Here is a 16,602-nt window from a genome sequence, read left to right as displayed (position 1 = left end):
CGTCGTTTGTCACTCGATATTAATAAAAACATCAGTACAATTGTGGCGCACCACTATCTATGTGATTAGGCGATGTCTACTGCTACGACTCAAATTACACTGCGTACTGCTGTTCTGATTCCATTTGTCATGATCTTCTTACTGGCGATCGGTGTCATTGTCTACGTCCAAAAACAAAGTTACGAAGAAGTGGTCACGGATATCAGTGACAAGCAACTTTCCGTGTTAACCGAAAGTGTCCACGACCACCTCAATAGCTATCTACGTAAGCCTTTTACTGCGGTTATGGCTCTCGCGCACAACGTCAGCTATCACAACCTTTATCGCCCTCACGATACCTCAGACATTCAAAACTACCTGCTAAGTGCATTCAAAAATCTTTACCAATCGATACCGCAGTTGGATGTAATCGCATTTGGTTCAGAAAACGGCGACTTTGCAGGCTTTCGCCGCGAGCTTTCCGACGATTACACCTTAATGGTGCAAGATCGCTACACCGATGGTGATCTGGTTATTTATGGAACCAACCATGTGAGTAACAACATTCGAACGGTTATCTCCCAATACGATCCTCGCACTCGCCCATGGTATAAGCCCGTTGCAGAGAGCCAAAACGCCACTTGGTCTGAAATTTATACCAACGCTGATGAACGCCAGGATATTACGCTATCAGCCATGACGCCGGTGTACAAACACGACCAATTTGCTGGTGTTTTGGTGACAGACATTCGTATCAATACATTCAACGAGTTCCTGCGCGAGTTAAAATACAACACTAAAGCGTCGGTCTACATCATGGACCCAGATCATCGTTTAATCGCTCACTCAGGCCCGGGAAGCGTCATCTCATGGGGCACAAAATTTTCGGATAAAGGGCAGCGTTTGCTTGCCGCTGAAAACGCAGACCCGATCATCAAAATCAGTGCGAGCCGCGTCCGGTCTTTCGATCTCAACAACACCAAGCAACCTTATACTTTTTCATTTGAACATGATGGCCAACGTATTTTCAGTCGGCTAACCCCGTATCGAGACCAAGATGGCTTAACATGGTTTATCGGCACCTCCATTTCGGAGTCCGAGCTTCTCGGCCTGTTACCGAAAAGCCAGCAAGAGAGTTGGCTCGTTGGCATTATTGTAAGCCTATTTGGGATCGCCATCAGTTGGATCATTTTCAACCGAGTTACCAGACCAATTAACGCGACGGCCGCCGCCGCTCAGCACCTGGCAAATGGGGATTGGGATAGCGGCATGCCAAAGCCTGGTTATGTGTATGAGACAACCGTACTGGTTCATGCTTTTAATGAAATGGCGAACAATCTAAGAGCTTCATTCAAAGCATTGCGTGAACAGTTGGTTTATGACTCTCTAACACGCTTATATAGTCGTCAGGGTTTGGTCGAAATCTGTGAAAATCAGTCTGATCTTTGTCACGGCAGTTTATTTTTACTTGGTATCAACAAATTTAGAGATATCAACGACAGTGTGGGTCATCACAACGGCGACCAGCTGTTGGTCAGCATCGCTGAAAGGTTAAAACAGCAGTTTCGTGACAACGCATTATTGGCTCGGGTTGGTGGTGATGAGTTCGCGGTGTTTCTCTCAAATGTCGACACTGAAACCAAAATTAAACAAACCGAGCGTCGATTACAGCAACTCTTTTCCACCCCATTTATGGTGGAAGGCGAGAATGTAGTGATGAAGATTTCACTTGGTATTGTACAAACCCAGCCAAACGAAACCATGCCTTTATGGTTACGCAACGCCAGCATCGCATTAAGTTACGCTAAACAAGACTCACTGACTGGTGTTTGTCACTACAGCCCAGAACTAGCGAGCGCTTCAAAGTTTCGTACGCAAATGCTGACCAAGATCCAAACTGGCATTGAAAACCGAGAGTTTATTCCTCATTACCAACCGATTGTGGATCTCGTCAGTGGCACAGTGTGTGGCGCCGAAGCACTTGCGCGTTGGCATAGCGACTCAGGTATGGTGTCACCATTAGATTTTATCCCAATCGCGGAAGAAAGCGGCATGATCAAAGCCATCGGCCAACAGATTCTGTTACAAGCTTGTCGCGACACTTACCAAGCGATCGAAAGCAAACAGTGGCCGTCGGACTTCCAACTGCATGTGAATATCTCCGTTAATCAACTATCCTGCCCAAGTTTTGTTGATACGGTGACAAGCGTATTGGATATCACGAAATTACCAGCAAGTAACCTCACACTAGAGATCACAGAATCACGTATCATTGATAGCGCACCGACCACACTAGAAAATATGACTAAACTGCGTGAAATGGGTATTGGTATCGCGATAGATGACTTTGGCACCGGCTACTCATCACTGGGTTACCTCCACTCTCTGCCGTTTACCTGCTTGAAGATTGATCGCACCTTCATCAATCAACTCACACAAGAAAACTTAAACAGTTCAGTCGTCGCTGCCGTCATCAATATCACAGCAGGTCTCAAAACTAATGTCGTCGCGGAAGGTGTCGAGGATAGCAATCAAGCACAATTACTGCGCTCTTTAGGCTGTAATCAGGTGCAAGGCTTCTACTACAGCCGCCCTATGCCACTAGAAGAATGGCCAACACATTTGGTGAACATGAAGTAGAAAAGAGCGAGAATCGTTGATTTCCTAGTCATCCTCTACTGACAATCTACCCAACTGTTATTTATACTTAACTGCAAATCTTACCCATGTATTGTCACAGATGATGTTTGGGCCCTGTTCCAGTTCATAACTATCCGGATCGACAAAATGATAACGAAGAACCTTCCTCTTACTGATTTGCACCGTCACCTCGACGGTAACATTCGTACTAAAACGATTCTTGAGCTAGGCCAAAAGTTTGGCATTGCCCTACCAGCGTACGATATTGAGTCTCTCACTCCTCACGTTCAAATTGTCGAAGCGGAACCCTCTCTTGTTGCTTTCCTTTCTAAGCTCGACTGGGGTGTTGCTGTACTGGGCGATCTAGATGCATGTCGTCGTGTCGCGTACGAAAACGTAGAAGACGCGCTAAACGCACAAATCGATTACGCAGAGCTGCGTTTCTCTCCTTACTACATGGCGATGAAACACAAACTACCAGTAGAGGGGGTTGTTGAAGCCGTCGTGGACGGTGTGCAAGCGGGTATGCGCGATTTTGGCGTGAAAGCCAACCTGATCGGTATCATGAGTCGCACATTTGGCACTGACGCATGTCAACAAGAACTGGACGGCATTCTGAGCCAGAAAGATCACATCGTAGCCGTCGACCTTGCGGGTGACGAGCTAGGCCAACCGGGTGATCGCTTTGTGTCTCACTTCAAGCAAGTACGCGATGCTGGCCTTGGGGTAACGGTCCATGCTGGTGAAGCAGCAGGTGCAGAGAGCATGTGGCAAGCAATCAATGAGCTGGGCGCAACTCGTATCGGTCACGGCGTAAAAGCGATTCACGATCCAAAACTGATGGATTACCTAGCAGAAAACCGCATTGGTATTGAATCTTGCCTGACGTCAAACTACCAAACAAGTACGGTAGAAACGCTAGAAAACCACCCTCTCAAGCAGTTCCTAGAGCATGGCGTTCTTGCGTGTCTGAACACTGACGATCCAGCGGTTGAAGGCATCGAACTGCCATACGAATACGAAGTAGCAGCACCAGCCGCTGGTCTGAGCCAAGACCAGATTCGCCAAGCGCAAATCAATGGCCTTGAGATTGCGTTCCTTTCAGAAGCAGAAAAAGCGGAACTGAGAGAAAAAGTAAAAGATCGCGCTTAAATCCAGCGAAAACATAAAAAAATGCCAGCATCTGCTGGCATTTTTTATATCTTGAATCTGTATCTCTGATTAAATAACACGAGAGAATTGTTGCTGACGCGCCTTCGCTCGCAGGTACTTATCGAAGCTCATACAAATATTACGGATCAACAAACGACCTCGCAGCGTCACACGAATTTCATTGTCATCCACTTCCACCAGCTCATCGTTGATGAAGGTCTGAAGTAGCTGTAAGTCTTCTTTAAAGTACTGATCAAACTTCACTTTAAACTCAGACTCAATGGCTTTCTTGTCTAACTTGAAGTTACAAATCAGCTGCTTAATCACTTCACGACGGAGCAAATCATCGGAGTCCAGAGAGACCCCTTTCCATAGAGCGTGACGAAGTTCGTTGACTTGAGCGTAGTATTTCTTCAGCTCTTTCTGGTTTTGCGCGTACGCATCGCCGATCATCGAGATTGCAGAAACACCAAAGCCAACCAAGTCACATTCACCTTGTGTGGTGTAGCCTTGGAAATTGCGATGCAAAATACCTTCGCGCTGGGCAACAGCAAGTTCATCGTCCGGCAAAGCAAAATGGTCCATACCGATAAATTGGTAGCCAGCACCAGTCAGTGTCGCGATGGTGTCTTGCAGAATTGCCATCTTCTCTTCTGCCTTTGGCAGGTCTTCGTCTTTAATCTTACGCTGCGCTGCAAATAGCTGTGGCATGTGCGCGTAGTTAAACACGGATAGACGGCCCGGCTGCATCTCTAGCACTTGTTCTAGAGTCTTGGCAAAAGATTCTTTGGTCTGCTTCGGTAAACCGTAAATTAAATCTAGGTTCGTCGAACGAAAGCCTAACTCTTTTGCGCGCGCAACCATCGCAACGATGAACTCTTCATCTTGCTCACGATTCACCAACTTTTGTACTTCTTTGTTGAAGTCCTGAACACCGATGCTCAAGCGATTGAAGCCTTCACTACGCAGATGATCCAGCATGGTCAGCTCGATTTCACGCGGGTCAACCTCGATACTGATTTCAGCATCGCTGCTAAAAGTAAACTCTTGGCGTAGCAGGCTCATTACACGCGTGATTTGCTTTTCAGAGAGAAACGTCGGTGTACCACCACCAAAATGCAATTGCGTCACGGTGCGACCAACAAGTAATGCAGCACGTTGACGAATTTCGTGTTCAAGCACGTCGAGGTATTCATCCGCTTTGTGCGAATGGCGTGTAATGACTTTATTACATCCACAGTAGTAACAAAGCTTGTGACAGAACGGAATGTGTACGTACAGCGATAATGGGCGTTCTGGGTATTGAGTGCATGCCATATCATAATCAGAAATGGTGAACGCTTCATGAAACTCCAGCGCCGTTGGGTACGACGTATAACGAGGCCCGGAATAGTTGTACTTATCCAATACCGCTTGATCCCAGACGATTTGCTGTTTCGATTCAGTGTGTTGATTCGACATGGTGGTACTTTCCGTTAAATGCTAGGGCAACGAAAGCCGTCACCCGATATTCAGAGCCGCTATTTTGCCATACGACGATGACAAGCGTGGCAACGCCGACTGGCTTTTTAAGTATAAAACTAAAGAAGTGCTAGCGTGATCACGATACCCCCATTAGCCATAAGGAGACTATTGGGGGTCGCGCTTAAATCATCTGAATATTGATTTGATTATTCAGTGGCTGGACGTTTTTCTGCAACACTTTGAGCTCCTCAATAATCGCATCAGTGAGGCGGCTTTCCGCTTTATGACGCGTCAAGTTCTGTTGCATACGCTCTTTCTTGGCAAGTTGTTGGCGTTCTTCGCCACGCGCCATATCTTTCACTATGTGGTAAAGCTCAGAAATCGCAGGGTACGTTTTATCGAAATCAACGCGGTCTTCACCTTGTACATAATCCATGATGTTATACACACGGATACTGATTTCAGATAAATCGCACTGCCCTTGAATGCCCGCCTGACACAAGGTATGCACATTCTCAAAAATGTTGGCGTTACGTTTGTCTATCGCCAATTTTTGATGCTTCAGCTGCAATTCCTTTTGCTTTTTCAATTGAAGCAGAAGGTAACCTGCATAAGAAGCGAGTGCGATGATAATCACAACACCAGCAATAGCTAATAAGGTTACATTCATAGCTTAATTATCCTTTATAGTCGTCGAAATTAATGTCGTCGAAATCTGCCAGCAAGTCATCATCGTTGCGCGTGCTTTTCTCAGCAGGTGCAGTGAAGTCTTCCTCTTCTTCAGGTTCCAACAAACCTAGTTGGTCCATTAGCTTCTCAATGCGATCGAGTTTCTCATCGACGAATTTCTGTAGACCTGTGCCCAGGTTTTCACCCGCTTCAATACGGTCTAGCAACACGTTCAATTGCGCGTCATTTTCTAGCATCTCTAGTTCTTGCTCTGCCGACAAACGACGCTCTTGCTTCGTCATTTTCTTCGCAGGTTCAACAATCAGAGGTATTTTCTTTTTGCTGCCTAAGCGCGGGTCGCGATTTTGTGCAGCAGCTTGCTTTTTCTGCTCGTTAACTTCTGAGTTACGGTTACCCGTTTTCAGACCTTTACGCTTTTTAGCACGCTTGCGTAAGCGGCCTTCCACATCAGATTCTGTACGGTTACGAGTTACAACAAACTCAGGTGCACCAGCGGCACCCGGTTTTCTAGATTTTTTACTACGGCTCATTACTGGGGTTTCCTCAGTAAAATTACATCATTACCAATAAATTCGAGTTCGAGCTTATCCCGCTCTGCTAGGAACTGGAACGTGTCACGACTAAAGAACACTACGTGAGTGAGATCGTTCTTATAATGCCATGATTTGAAAGCCTCCACGTCGATGACCATTTTCGTCATCAGGCCTATCCAGCCCCCTGGCTTAACTAAATTCAACCATTGCTTCCACACCAAATCTGGGTGGTAGAGGTGCTCTATCACCTCTGTTGCTGTCATGAAGTCGTACGTTTTTTCTAAAACCGACGTATCAGGGTGGTAGTAGAGATCGTACAACGCCATGTTGTGCCCCGCCTCTTCCAGCATCAAGGAGAGCGTTGGGCCAGGACCACAACCAAAGTCGATACCATTTGATTGTGGAGAAATTCGCTCTGTGATCGGGTCAGCAATACGCGACAAAAAGCGTCGGTAACCCAAATCATCGGGGTTGTTCTCATGCAGATCATAGTGAGCTTTTTCGCTTTCCGCATCCAAACGTTGGTCTGGATTTACGAATACCAAGCTGCACTGCTCACATTGAAGATATTCACGACGCTTATCTTCAAAATAATGGTGAGTGCGCTGATTTTGGCATAAAGGACAGGTATGCATGCTGACTTCCTCAAACAGGGATGCGAAACATACCAGAAAGTGAACTCGGATTGGAGTGTTGTTGAGTATTTTTTCAGCAATTTTTATTAAAAAACTTTGTTTACAACCTATAAAGCTAAATAAGTGCAGTAATCTCAATTCAAGTTACGACCGAGCAAGTCAACGGATATAAAAAAAGCGACAGTCAGACTGTCGCTTTCTAAGTGCCATCAATTGGCGAAACTGTGTTGCACACATTTGGTGCACCAATGATCCCTTTGTTTTTAGAGCTTTCCCTGCCAAAAAGAGTTGTTTTTCATCTTCCTGATGAGTTTTGGCTATCCGTTTACTTCCTGTCTACTGAGCAACTTCCTGTGCCTGATCCGTTTCACTGTCTTAACCGTCAGACGAGATGACCATCCTTATCTGATAGGCTCCCTACCTATCTAAATCCCTTTCTAAATCACCAAGCATCCGAGCTACATCCTTGGAGACCTAAACCGTGGTCTTAAATCCTTACATTCACTCCCTGTGAACGACTTCTACTTTACGCCATCCCGTTATGCTCACAAGTAATGGGTTGAAAAAATAATCCGCCTATTTTTCTAAAAAATCAAAATTATCATTTAATCAAAAACTTAAAAGCACTAACAAGAAAAAGCCAACATCAAGTATGGCAAATGTCTCACAAACTGCCGAGCCAACTATCGCTTTCGCATCCAAACTCGACTGTGATATCTGTCACGAACAAAAATGCCCTAGTGGATTCACTAGGGCATTTTTGTACAAGTTGCTCGAACGATGTAGGGACATCTACCCAACCAGCTCAAGATGCAGGATCTTGAGCGATTTAGGTATATTAGTGCAGACCGCCAACGTATTTAGACAGCACTTCGATATCTTCGTCTGTCATTTTCTTCGCGATGTCGCGCATCATGGCATTCATATCATTACCACGGTCACCATCACGGAATTTTTCTAGCTGAGCTTTGATGTAGTCAGCATGCTGACCAGAAATTTTCGGGAAACCTGAAAGCTCAGTACCATTGCCACGAGGACCATGACATGCAATACATGCGGTTAGGCCACGCTCGGCATCACCAGCGGTATAAAGCGTTTTGCCTTTTGCTACTACATCTTCAGGTGTTGAGTTTTCTGAAACTGGTAGCGAAGCGTAGTAAGCAGATAGGTCTGCGATATCTTCATCGCTCAGTGGCATTGCCATACCACTCATTACAGGATCGTAACGACCTTGTTTACCACCACTTGTCATGCCTAGCTTAAGTTCTTTTAACTGCTTCTCAAGATACTTAGCGTGTTGGCCTGCGAGTTTCGGGTACGTTGTTATTGCACTGTTGCCATCTGCTCCGTGACAGGCGACACAGGTTTGTGATTTTGCTTTACCAGCCTCAATATTACCTTGGGCCCATACTGAGCAACTGGCTAAAAGACTCAAAATTAGCGCTAATTTCTTCATGACATTCCATTATAATTATCAAGCTTCCAGTACCACGGAATGTGAACATACCGCGTACACTCATGGTACAATAGGCGACCTTATGCCGAGCACGGTTATTTTACACATTTTCACAAAAAAGTAATCAATCGACTACACAAAGTCGAGATGGAGTTAACAGTGAGCGTAAAAATTCATTACCAAAATACGCATTTCATCACCAGCGCACCCGATATTCGTCACCTGCCGGAAGACGAAGGTGTCGAAATTGCGTTTGCAGGACGCTCAAACGCTGGTAAATCGAGTGCACTTAACCGTCTAACTAATCAAAAAAGCTTAGCCAAGACATCAAAGACACCTGGTCGTACGCAATTAATCAACCTTTTCAAAGTAGAAGAAGGTTGTCACATTGTCGATCTACCTGGATACGGTTTTGCTCAAGTACCGGTAGAAATGAAAAACAAATGGCAGAAATCTTTGGGTGAATACCTACAGAAACGCGAGTGCCTAAAAGGCTTAGTGGTTCTAATGGACATTCGTCATCCAATGAAAGATCTCGACCAACAAATGATTTTCTGGGCCATCGATAGCCACATTCCTGTGCAAGTTTTGCTAACCAAAGCAGATAAACTAAAAAGTGGTGCACGCAAACAAACTCTACTGAAAGTTCGTAAGCAAGTAGAAACTTTCGGTGGTGACGTTTCTGTTGATGTGTTCTCCTCACTTAAAGGATTAGGTGTCGATCAGCTACGTGCAAAACTGGATACCTGGTTTGCACCAGCACTAGCGCACCTGATAGAAGAAGACGAGCAAGAGACACCAGCGAGCGATGAAGAATAATTAACAATATTTGTTAAATTTCTTCGACACGGCCCTGCCATTTGGTGGGGCTTTTGTTTATCTGAACTAAATAACAGGCAATAAAAATCCCCGCCTTCCTGGCAGGGATAACGGGAGAGAAAAATTGGTAATTATTGTTATGTGACGAAGCATTGCTGAACTGAGATTCGATTTCAATAGGTTAAAAAGCGCTCTTGTTTCCTGTTTATCACCAAACATTCACTCCCAAAACACCCAATAGCATTACAATTCAGACAGTTAAGCCAAGCAAAGCTTCAAAAAGATGTAACTTAGTTTCCTTCAAGAAAAAATAATAGTGTGACTGGCGTAAATTTACAGGATGAATAACGCAATAAATTTGAAGGAAAAATCGAGATTTTGCAGTGACTTAGAAAGGTCAAAAAAGAAGGTTTTTAAAGGCTTACTTTAAGCTACTGATCCAAAAGAATAATTTTCTTTCGCCCAATAAAAAACGCCCCAGTCAAAAACTGACTGGGGCGGCTGAATCAGCCTAATCCAATAACGTGAAACAAAAGGTCTGAAAGATAGAACATCTTACCTCTGTACCCTACGAGTATTAATGTACAACAATTGGTCAGAATTGCAAAGAATTTTTGTAGTTTTTTTTCATGAAATTTTTATTAAGCAACATCAAAGTTAACTTTGCGCTAGCTTTTTTAATCTCAAAAAAAAGCCAGCGTTTGTGCGCTGGCTCATAATTAATTGGTTATTTTGGTCTAAAAGTGACTAATGAGCTTGATCCCAGTTATCACCGTGACCTGCTTCTGCAACCAACGGTACTTTTAGCTCTGCTGCAGATTCCATCAATTTCTGTACTTTACTTTCAATTTCGGACAATGATGACTCTTCAACTTCAAAGACCAATTCATCGTGTACTTGCATTAATAACTTCACACGACCATTGCCTTCTTCCTGAATCCACTGATCAACCAACAGCATCGCTTTCTTAATGATGTCCGCAGCCGTACCTTGCATTGGTGCGTTGATTGCCGCACGTTCAGCAGCTTTACGACGCATCCCGTTGCGCGATTTGATTTCTGGTAAATGCAAACGTCGACCAAAAATCGTTTCAACATACCCTTTATCTGCTGCCGTGCTGCGTGTGTCTTCCATGTACTGCATCACGCCTGGGTAACGTTCAAAGTATGTGTCCATGTACGCTTGAGCCTCACCACGAGGAATGCCTAATTGCTTCGCCAAACCAAACGCACTCATGCCGTAAATAAGACCGAAATTAACCGCTTTCGCACGACGACGTTGCTCACTTGAAACGTCTTCAATAGAAACACCCATGATTTCTGCTGCGGTTGCCGCGTGGATATCTTTGCCATCACGGAATGCATCCAATAACGCTTGGTCACCAGAAAGGTGCGCCATGATGCGAAGTTCGATTTGCGAGTAGTCGACCGCTAAGATTTTATGCCCTGATGGCGCGACAAACGCTTGACGAATACGACGGCCAGCTTCGTTACGAATTGGAATGTTCTGTAAGTTCGGATCAGTAGAAGATAGACGACCCGTTGCAGTCACTGCTTGGTGGTAAGAAGTATGCACGCGCCCCGTTGATGGGTTGATCATCTTCGGCAGTTTGTCGGTGTAAGTTGATTTTAGCTTCGCCAAACCACGGTATTCCAAAATCAGTTTTGGTAGTGGGTAGTCTAGCGCGAGTTCTTGCAGAACTTCTTCATTCGTCGATGGTGTGCCTGATGGCGTTTTCTTCACAACCGGTAAACCCATTTTTTCAAATAGGATGGCTTGTAATTGCTTTGGCGAGTTCATGTTAAACTCTTGCTCTGCAATTTCGTACGCTTTCTTTTCAAGCTCATCAAGGCGAGCGGTAATCTCGACCGACTGCGCACTCAGCTTCATTTCATCGATAAAGACCCCAGTGCGTTCAATGCGCGAAAGAACTGGCACCAACGGCATTTCAATCTCTTCGTAAACTGTCTTCAGGCTTTCATCCTGCTCGATATTAGCAAACAAGCGATTGTGCAGACGAAGGGTCACATCCGCATCTTCTGCCGCGTATGGCGATGCTTGTTCCAGTTCGATTTGGTTAAACGTAAGCTGATTTTTGCCTTTACCTGCAATTTGCTCAAAAGAAATGCAGCTGTGCTGTAGGAAGCGAAGCGCCAAGCTGTCCATATCGTGTTTACCGCCGACACTGTTGTAGATATACGATTCCAACATCGTGTCGTGCTTGATACCTTTTAGCTCAATGTCGTAACGAGCGAGTACAGACGCATCATACTTTAAGTTTTGACCGACTTTTGCTTTCGCTGCATCTTCAAGAATTGGCTTCAGCTGTTCTAGTACCCAATCACGATCAAGCTGTTCAGGCGCATCTAAATAGTCATGTGCAACTGGCACATAAGCCGCAATACCTTCATCGACAGCGAATGACAAACCAACTAGATTCGCTAGCATGTAATCTAGGTTATCGGTCTCCGTATCAAATGCAAACAGCTCAGCCGTTTGAAGTTTATCTAGCCAAGCATTGAAGGTTTCTTTATCCAGAATTGTTTCATATTGGCTGCGATCGATTGTTACCGCAGAAGTTTCCATCTCGGCTTGAGAAGAAGAAGCTTGTGAAGATCCTGCAAGCTCTACGGCCTCCACTGATCCAGAACCGCCTTCAAGTAGTTCATTCAACCAAGATTTAAACGTCAGTTGGCCATACAGCTTCACTAATTCGTCTTTATTTGGTTCCGCTTTCAGCAATGATTCTGGCGTTTCCTCAAGCTCAACATCCAATTTGATGGTCGCGAGCTCATACGAAAGCATGGCATTTTCTTTGTTGTCGATGAGCTTTTTCGCCATGGTTTTAGAACCACGGAAACCAAGCCCTGCAATATCATCGAGGTTTTCATACAACTTCGTCAGACCACCAATACCTTGCAGTAGTGCGGTCGCTGTTTTATCACCGACACCCGGTACACCAGGAATGTTATCTACTTTATCGCCCATCAGTGCTAAGTAGTCGATGATCAACTCAGGTGGAATGCCAAACTTTTCAACCACACCTTCACGATCCATTACGACGTTCGTCATGGTGTTGATCAAGGTAATGTTATCATCCACTAGCTGCGCCATGTCTTTATCACCAGTACTGATCAATACAGGCATGCCCTTTTGTGATGCTTGGTATGCTAACGTACCGATGACGTCATCCGCCTCGACGCCAGGAACACAGATCAGCGGCAAACCCATTGCACGAATAACATTGTGTAATGGTTCAATTTGACAACGCAGGTCATCCGGCATTGGCGGACGATTAGCTTTGTATTCTGCATACATATCATCACGAAAGGTTTTTCCCTTTGCATCGAAAACCACCGCGATGCGCTCAGACGCAAACTGACGCATCATGCTGCGTAACATGTTCACGACGCCGTAAACGGCATTAGTTGGAATTTCACCATTGCTCATGGTGCCCGGGTAGGCGTGAAAAGCGCGATATAGGTAAGAAGAGCCGTCGATAAGGATCAACGGATTTTCAGGAATACTTGCCATAATTGTCTGTATCCAATTCAGTACTTGAGAGATCTGCCTAGGATGCCATGACTGCTGATCCGAATCTATCTTGTTCGCTCGATCTAGGTCGCGTAAATTTTTCCGACTTTATTCACGAAAACACCAACCCCTGTGGATAACTCTGTTTATAGAAATTATCCACTGGTTATCCAATAACAAAAAACACAAGAAAACATCGATTCAAACCATTGATTTATAATAACAAATTCGCACAACGGCGAGAAGATCAACGATCCTAAAATGATCATCGCATGTGGAAAAGATATTAATAGTGACGTCAAATAGAAATCGTAGAAAAGAAAAAAGCGACCCGAATGGGGTCGCCTAGCAGAAGTGGTAAAGCAAATTCTGTAGATAGAGCAGCTTAACCAAGAAGCTATAAATTACACTGGAAGCAATGTGAGCAATGTCGTGTCAAAAAGAATTCGTGCAAGTTCTCGGAAAAATGTTTCATCACTTCTCAACTTTCAGTTAATTAACTTCTGTTAATAAGTCACTCAACGTCCTTGTGAACTTTCCTCATTCCCTAAGACAGGTTTAATAATAATGATTCTCATTTCGTAGTCAACAGTTAAATGAGAAAAAATCTCATTTATTTTCACATTGCTTTAATGAAATGCACTCGAGATTCTCGAAGATTTACTTTTTCTTCAAATTTTTCAATGATGTAGCCATTTCTCAATAACAAACGAAGCATAGCAGGAAACTGGTTTCGAGATTTCACTTTTAATGTGTTGTAGCCTTGTTCTGCCACCCAATCCTCTTGAGCTTCCAAAAGCAGTTGTGCCACGCCTTCATTTCGAGCTTCAGGGACAACACCACCTAACCAGCTATAGAAAACACCATCCTCTAATTCGTAACCTATTTTGAAGCCGACAATCGTGCCATTTTTTTCTGCAACGAGGATTAAACTGTTTTTCTCTTCTAAACGTTGAGTCATGGAGTCTACCGTTTCTCCTTTCGAAAACTCGGTAACATGTGCCACAACTTGAAGTGCTTCTTCCAATGTGCCTTCACGAATCAGCATTGTCATTATTCTCTTCTCCAAAATAAAAATACCCAAGCACCTTGGATCGTTACTGTTGTAATCCGCCTGAGGTTACTTGGGTATATACAGACGAACAACTCTTGTTGGTCTGGTATTTCTCACTGAGCGATAATTACTCTTCTGTCGCTTCCGGAGTACGATTTAGGTGTTGAGCAGTTTGTGCATTCTCTTCTGCCAACCACTCAGCAACGTCTTTCGCAAAGTACGTTAAGATGCCATCTGCACCTGCACGTTTGAAGCACAATAGTGATTCCATCACAATTTCACGCTCTTTGAGCCAGCCATTCATGATCGCCGCTTTATGCATCGCGTACTCGCCAGAGACTTGATAAGCAAATGTCGGTACTTGAAGTTCAGTTTTTACTCGGCGAACTACATCTAAGTATGGCATACCAGGTTTAACCATCACCATGTCCGCACCTTCATTGATGTCTAGCGCCACTTCGTGAATCGCTTCATCAATGTTTGCTGGGTCCATTTGGTAGTTTTTCTTGTTGCCGCCTTTTAGATTTGAAGAAGAGCCAACCGCATCACGGAATGGTCCGTAGTAGTTCGATGCGTACTTAGCCGAGTAAGCCATGATTTGAGTATGAATGTAGCCCGCGTTTTCTAATGCTTCGCGGATCTTACCAATTCGGCCATCCATCATGTCTGAAGGCGCGACTACGTCAGCACCCGCTTCTGCATGAGACAAAGCCTGCTTAACCAATACTTCTGTGGTTTCATCATTCATTACGTAGCCATCTTCATCGATGATGCCGTCTTGGCCATGTGTCGTGAATGGGTCGAGTGCCACGTCTGTGATTACACCAATTTGAGGAATGTGTTCTTTAAGCGCTCGTACTGCTCGCTGAACCAAACCTTCTGGGTTGTAGGCTTCAGTAGCACATAAGCTTTTAGCGTCTTGGTTTACGACAGGGAAAAGCGCGATTGCTGGAACGCCTAGATTTGCAAGGTATTGTGCTTCTTCTAGCATTAAATCAATCGACAAACGCTCTACACCCGGCATGGACTCCACGCTCTCACGACGATCTTTACCCATAAGAATGAACATTGGGTAAATCAGATCATTAACAGAAAGTTGGTTCTCAGCCATCAAACGACGACTAAAATCGTGCTTACGTAAACGACGCATACGGCGTGCAGGGAATGGACCTTGAATTGATACAGACACCATTTTCTCCTTGTCTGGACGGTTATGATGATCAAATCATCTGGTGAACAAAATCATATCACTCTTGATGCATGTTGCGAGTGACAATCTGGAAAAAGGTAATGAAAAAAACTGAAAATGACCCAGCACTCACACTCAAGTATACTTCGAATACGAAACCAACTATGAAGCACAGAGAGTAACGATGATCGATACCCACGCGCACATCTATGCCAGCGAATTTGATAACGACCGCGATGAAGTAGTACAACGCGCCTTAACGCAAGGCATTAATAAAATCCTGTTGCCAAACATCGATCTGGACTCTATTGAGCCCATGCTACAAACCGAAGCGGCATATCCTGACGTGTGCCACTCAATGATGGGACTCCACCCTTGTTATGTGGACAGCAATGTTGAACAAACGTTGGAGATCATCCGCGGTTGGTTTGAGAAACACAAGTTTATTGCGGTGGGCGAAATCGGTATCGACCTGTATTGGGATAAAACCTATCGTGCTGAGCAAGAAATGGCGTTCGTAGCTCAACTTAACTGGGCAAAAGAGATGGACTTACCAGTCGTTATCCACACTCGTGATTCGATTGAAGAAACACTCACTTTGCTAAGACAAGAGCAAGATGGTCGTCTGCGTGGTGTATTCCACTGTTTTGGAGGCAGCTTAGAAGAAGCGCAAGCAATCAATGAGCTAGGCTTCCACTTAGGCTTGGGTGGCGTATCGACCTTTAAGAATGGCGGGATGGATAAAGTCATTCCACATTTGGATATGCAGTGGGTCATTTTAGAAACCGACTGTCCATATTTAGCGCCTGTGCCACACCGTGGTAAACGTAATGAACCAGCCTACACTTCTCTCGTTGCACAACGTGTTGCCGACTTGCGTGATGTCGACATCGCAACCATCGATGCCATAACGACTGAGAATGCCAAAAAGCTGTTTAATATTTAATTCACGAGAATTGAAAAAAGCGACGAAATCAACGTCGCTTTTTTATCACCTAAACTATTGAATGAACGATTCAACCCGTTGAAATAGTAGAACAATCCATACAAAATTATTGATAAACATAATAATTAACTAGCAACTCTACTTACTTCTCATATCGTCACTTTACTTCGTCCGCTTTGCAAAACTGTCGACAACTCGACACATTATTTTTCTATACTGATTTACGCCCATTAATTAGCACAAATGTAAAACAGCATGAATATGGAAGTTGAAGTGTGTACACATGGTGCTTACTTACAACGCGTACCGCGCAGTTTTTTTCAAAAGCTGCTGGGCATCAAGGAAGTATACGTATGCACAAAATGTGGTTACGTCATGAAAGTTAAGTAATTAGCCCAAGAAAAAACCAACCGCAAAAAAAAGCGGCTCAATTGAGCCGCTTTTCACATCTATGTGCCGTCCTAAATAAGGTTGACACTTTCCCCCCCAAAAAAATTGGAGAGTGTTATGA

General features: G+C 44.4%; 12 protein-coding genes. 4 read left to right on the top strand and 8 right to left on the bottom strand.

Annotated features, from left to right (window positions below; translation table 11 throughout):
• Positions 1–72: 72 nt before the first annotated feature.
• Both KJB35_RS10565 and add read left to right on the top strand, forming a co-directional pair.
• The gene (locus KJB35_RS10565; protein WP_054701153.1) at positions 73–2,619 is read left to right on the top strand and encodes an EAL domain-containing protein; all 2,547 of its coding nucleotides are present in this window, start codon (positions 73–75) and stop codon (positions 2,617–2,619) included.
• Positions 2,620–2,766: 147 nt separating this feature from the next.
• The gene (add, locus tag KJB35_RS10560) at positions 2,767–3,771 is read left to right on the top strand and encodes an adenosine deaminase (RefSeq protein ID WP_170897472.1); all 1,005 of its coding nucleotides are present in this window, start codon (positions 2,767–2,769) and stop codon (positions 3,769–3,771) included.
• A gap of 69 nt (positions 3,772–3,840) precedes the next feature.
• Here the strand turns inward: add and hemN are convergent, their stop codons facing one another.
• The 5 genes from hemN to KJB35_RS10535 form a co-directional block, all read right to left on the bottom strand.
• Positions 3,841–5,232, bottom strand: coding sequence for an oxygen-independent coproporphyrinogen III oxidase (hemN, locus tag KJB35_RS10555; RefSeq protein ID WP_017635016.1), 1,392 nt, complete (start codon positions 5,230–5,232; stop codon positions 3,841–3,843).
• 184 nt (positions 5,233–5,416) lie between these two features.
• Positions 5,417–5,905: a DUF2489 domain-containing protein gene (locus KJB35_RS10550; protein ID WP_005379254.1), complete on the bottom strand. Its 489-nt coding sequence runs from the start codon at positions 5,903–5,905 to the stop codon at positions 5,417–5,419.
• A 7-nt stretch (positions 5,906–5,912) separates the two neighbouring features.
• Positions 5,913–6,455, bottom strand: coding sequence for a Der GTPase-activating protein YihI (yihI, locus tag KJB35_RS10545; protein ID WP_005379252.1), 543 nt, complete (start codon positions 6,453–6,455; stop codon positions 5,913–5,915).
• A complete protein-coding gene (locus KJB35_RS10540; protein ID WP_005379250.1) occupies positions 6,455–7,093 on the bottom strand; it encodes a class I SAM-dependent methyltransferase in 639 nt (212 codons plus the stop codon). The genes yihI and KJB35_RS10540 overlap by 1 nt, the downstream gene beginning before the upstream one ends.
• An 838-nt stretch (positions 7,094–7,931) precedes the next feature.
• On the bottom strand, positions 7,932–8,549 hold the full coding sequence (locus tag KJB35_RS10535) for a cytochrome c (protein WP_005379248.1): 618 nt from the start codon (positions 8,547–8,549) through the stop codon (positions 7,932–7,934).
• A 159-nt stretch (positions 8,550–8,708) separates the two neighbouring features.
• Here KJB35_RS10535 and yihA point away from each other — a divergent pair, with 159 nt between their 5' ends.
• Positions 8,709–9,368: a ribosome biogenesis GTP-binding protein YihA/YsxC gene (gene yihA, locus KJB35_RS10530; protein ID WP_064353516.1), complete on the top strand. Its 660-nt coding sequence runs from the start codon at positions 8,709–8,711 to the stop codon at positions 9,366–9,368.
• Between the two features lie 747 nt (positions 9,369–10,115).
• Here the strand turns inward: yihA and polA are convergent.
• The 3 genes from polA to hemB all read right to left on the bottom strand — a co-directional run bounded on the left by polA (position 10,116) and on the right by hemB (position 15,145).
• Positions 10,116–12,902, bottom strand: a complete 2,787-nt coding sequence (polA, locus tag KJB35_RS10525; protein ID WP_005379246.1) for a DNA polymerase I — start codon at positions 12,900–12,902, stop codon at positions 10,116–10,118.
• Positions 12,903–13,521: 619 nt separating this feature from the next.
• Complete coding sequence (locus tag KJB35_RS10520; protein ID WP_170890697.1) at positions 13,522–13,956, bottom strand: GNAT family N-acetyltransferase; 435 nt, start codon at positions 13,954–13,956, stop codon at positions 13,522–13,524.
• Positions 13,957–14,083: 127 nt separating this feature from the next.
• Positions 14,084–15,145, bottom strand: a complete 1,062-nt coding sequence (gene hemB, locus KJB35_RS10515) for a porphobilinogen synthase (RefSeq protein WP_031777176.1) — start codon at positions 15,143–15,145, stop codon at positions 14,084–14,086.
• Between the two features lie 184 nt (positions 15,146–15,329).
• Here hemB and KJB35_RS10510 point away from each other — a divergent pair, with 184 nt between their 5' ends.
• Positions 15,330–16,091: a TatD family hydrolase gene (locus KJB35_RS10510; protein ID WP_017821949.1), complete on the top strand. Its 762-nt coding sequence runs from the start codon at positions 15,330–15,332 to the stop codon at positions 16,089–16,091.
• Positions 16,092–16,602 lie beyond the last annotated feature (511 nt).

Origin of the sequence: Vibrio sp. D431a, from assembly GCF_030248655.1 — a bacterium.
GTDB classification, from domain to species: Bacteria; Pseudomonadota; Gammaproteobacteria; order Enterobacterales; family Vibrionaceae; genus Vibrio; species Vibrio alginolyticus.
The sequence above is the reverse complement of the archived record's forward strand: the minus strand, read 5'-3'. Positions and strand labels throughout refer to the sequence as shown.

Bases quoted from the DNA above. Each gene is read 5' to 3' on its own strand.
- KJB35_RS10540 (WP_005379250.1), bottom strand. From the start codon at position 7,093: ATGCATACCTGTCCTTTATGCCAAAATCAGCGCACTCACCATTATTTT.
- hemN (WP_017635016.1), bottom strand. From the start codon at position 5,232: ATGTCGAATCAACACACTGAATCGAAACAGCAAATCGTCTGGGATCAA.
- KJB35_RS10565 (WP_054701153.1), top strand. From the start codon at position 73: ATGTCTACTGCTACGACTCAAATTACACTGCGTACTGCTGTTCTGATT.
- yihI (WP_005379252.1), bottom strand. From the start codon at position 6,455: ATGAGCCGTAGTAAAAAATCTAGAAAACCGGGTGCCGCTGGTGCACCT.
- polA (WP_005379246.1), bottom strand. From the start codon at position 12,902: ATGGCAAGTATTCCTGAAAATCCGTTGATCCTTATCGACGGCTCTTCT.
- KJB35_RS10520 (WP_170890697.1), bottom strand. From the start codon at position 13,956: ATGACAATGCTGATTCGTGAAGGCACATTGGAAGAAGCACTTCAAGTT.
- KJB35_RS10550 (WP_005379254.1), bottom strand. From the start codon at position 5,905: ATGAATGTAACCTTATTAGCTATTGCTGGTGTTGTGATTATCATCGCA.
- KJB35_RS10535 (WP_005379248.1), bottom strand. From the start codon at position 8,549: ATGAAGAAATTAGCGCTAATTTTGAGTCTTTTAGCCAGTTGCTCAGTA.
- add (WP_170897472.1), top strand. From the start codon at position 2,767: ATGATAACGAAGAACCTTCCTCTTACTGATTTGCACCGTCACCTCGAC.
- KJB35_RS10510 (WP_017821949.1), top strand. From the start codon at position 15,330: ATGATCGATACCCACGCGCACATCTATGCCAGCGAATTTGATAACGAC.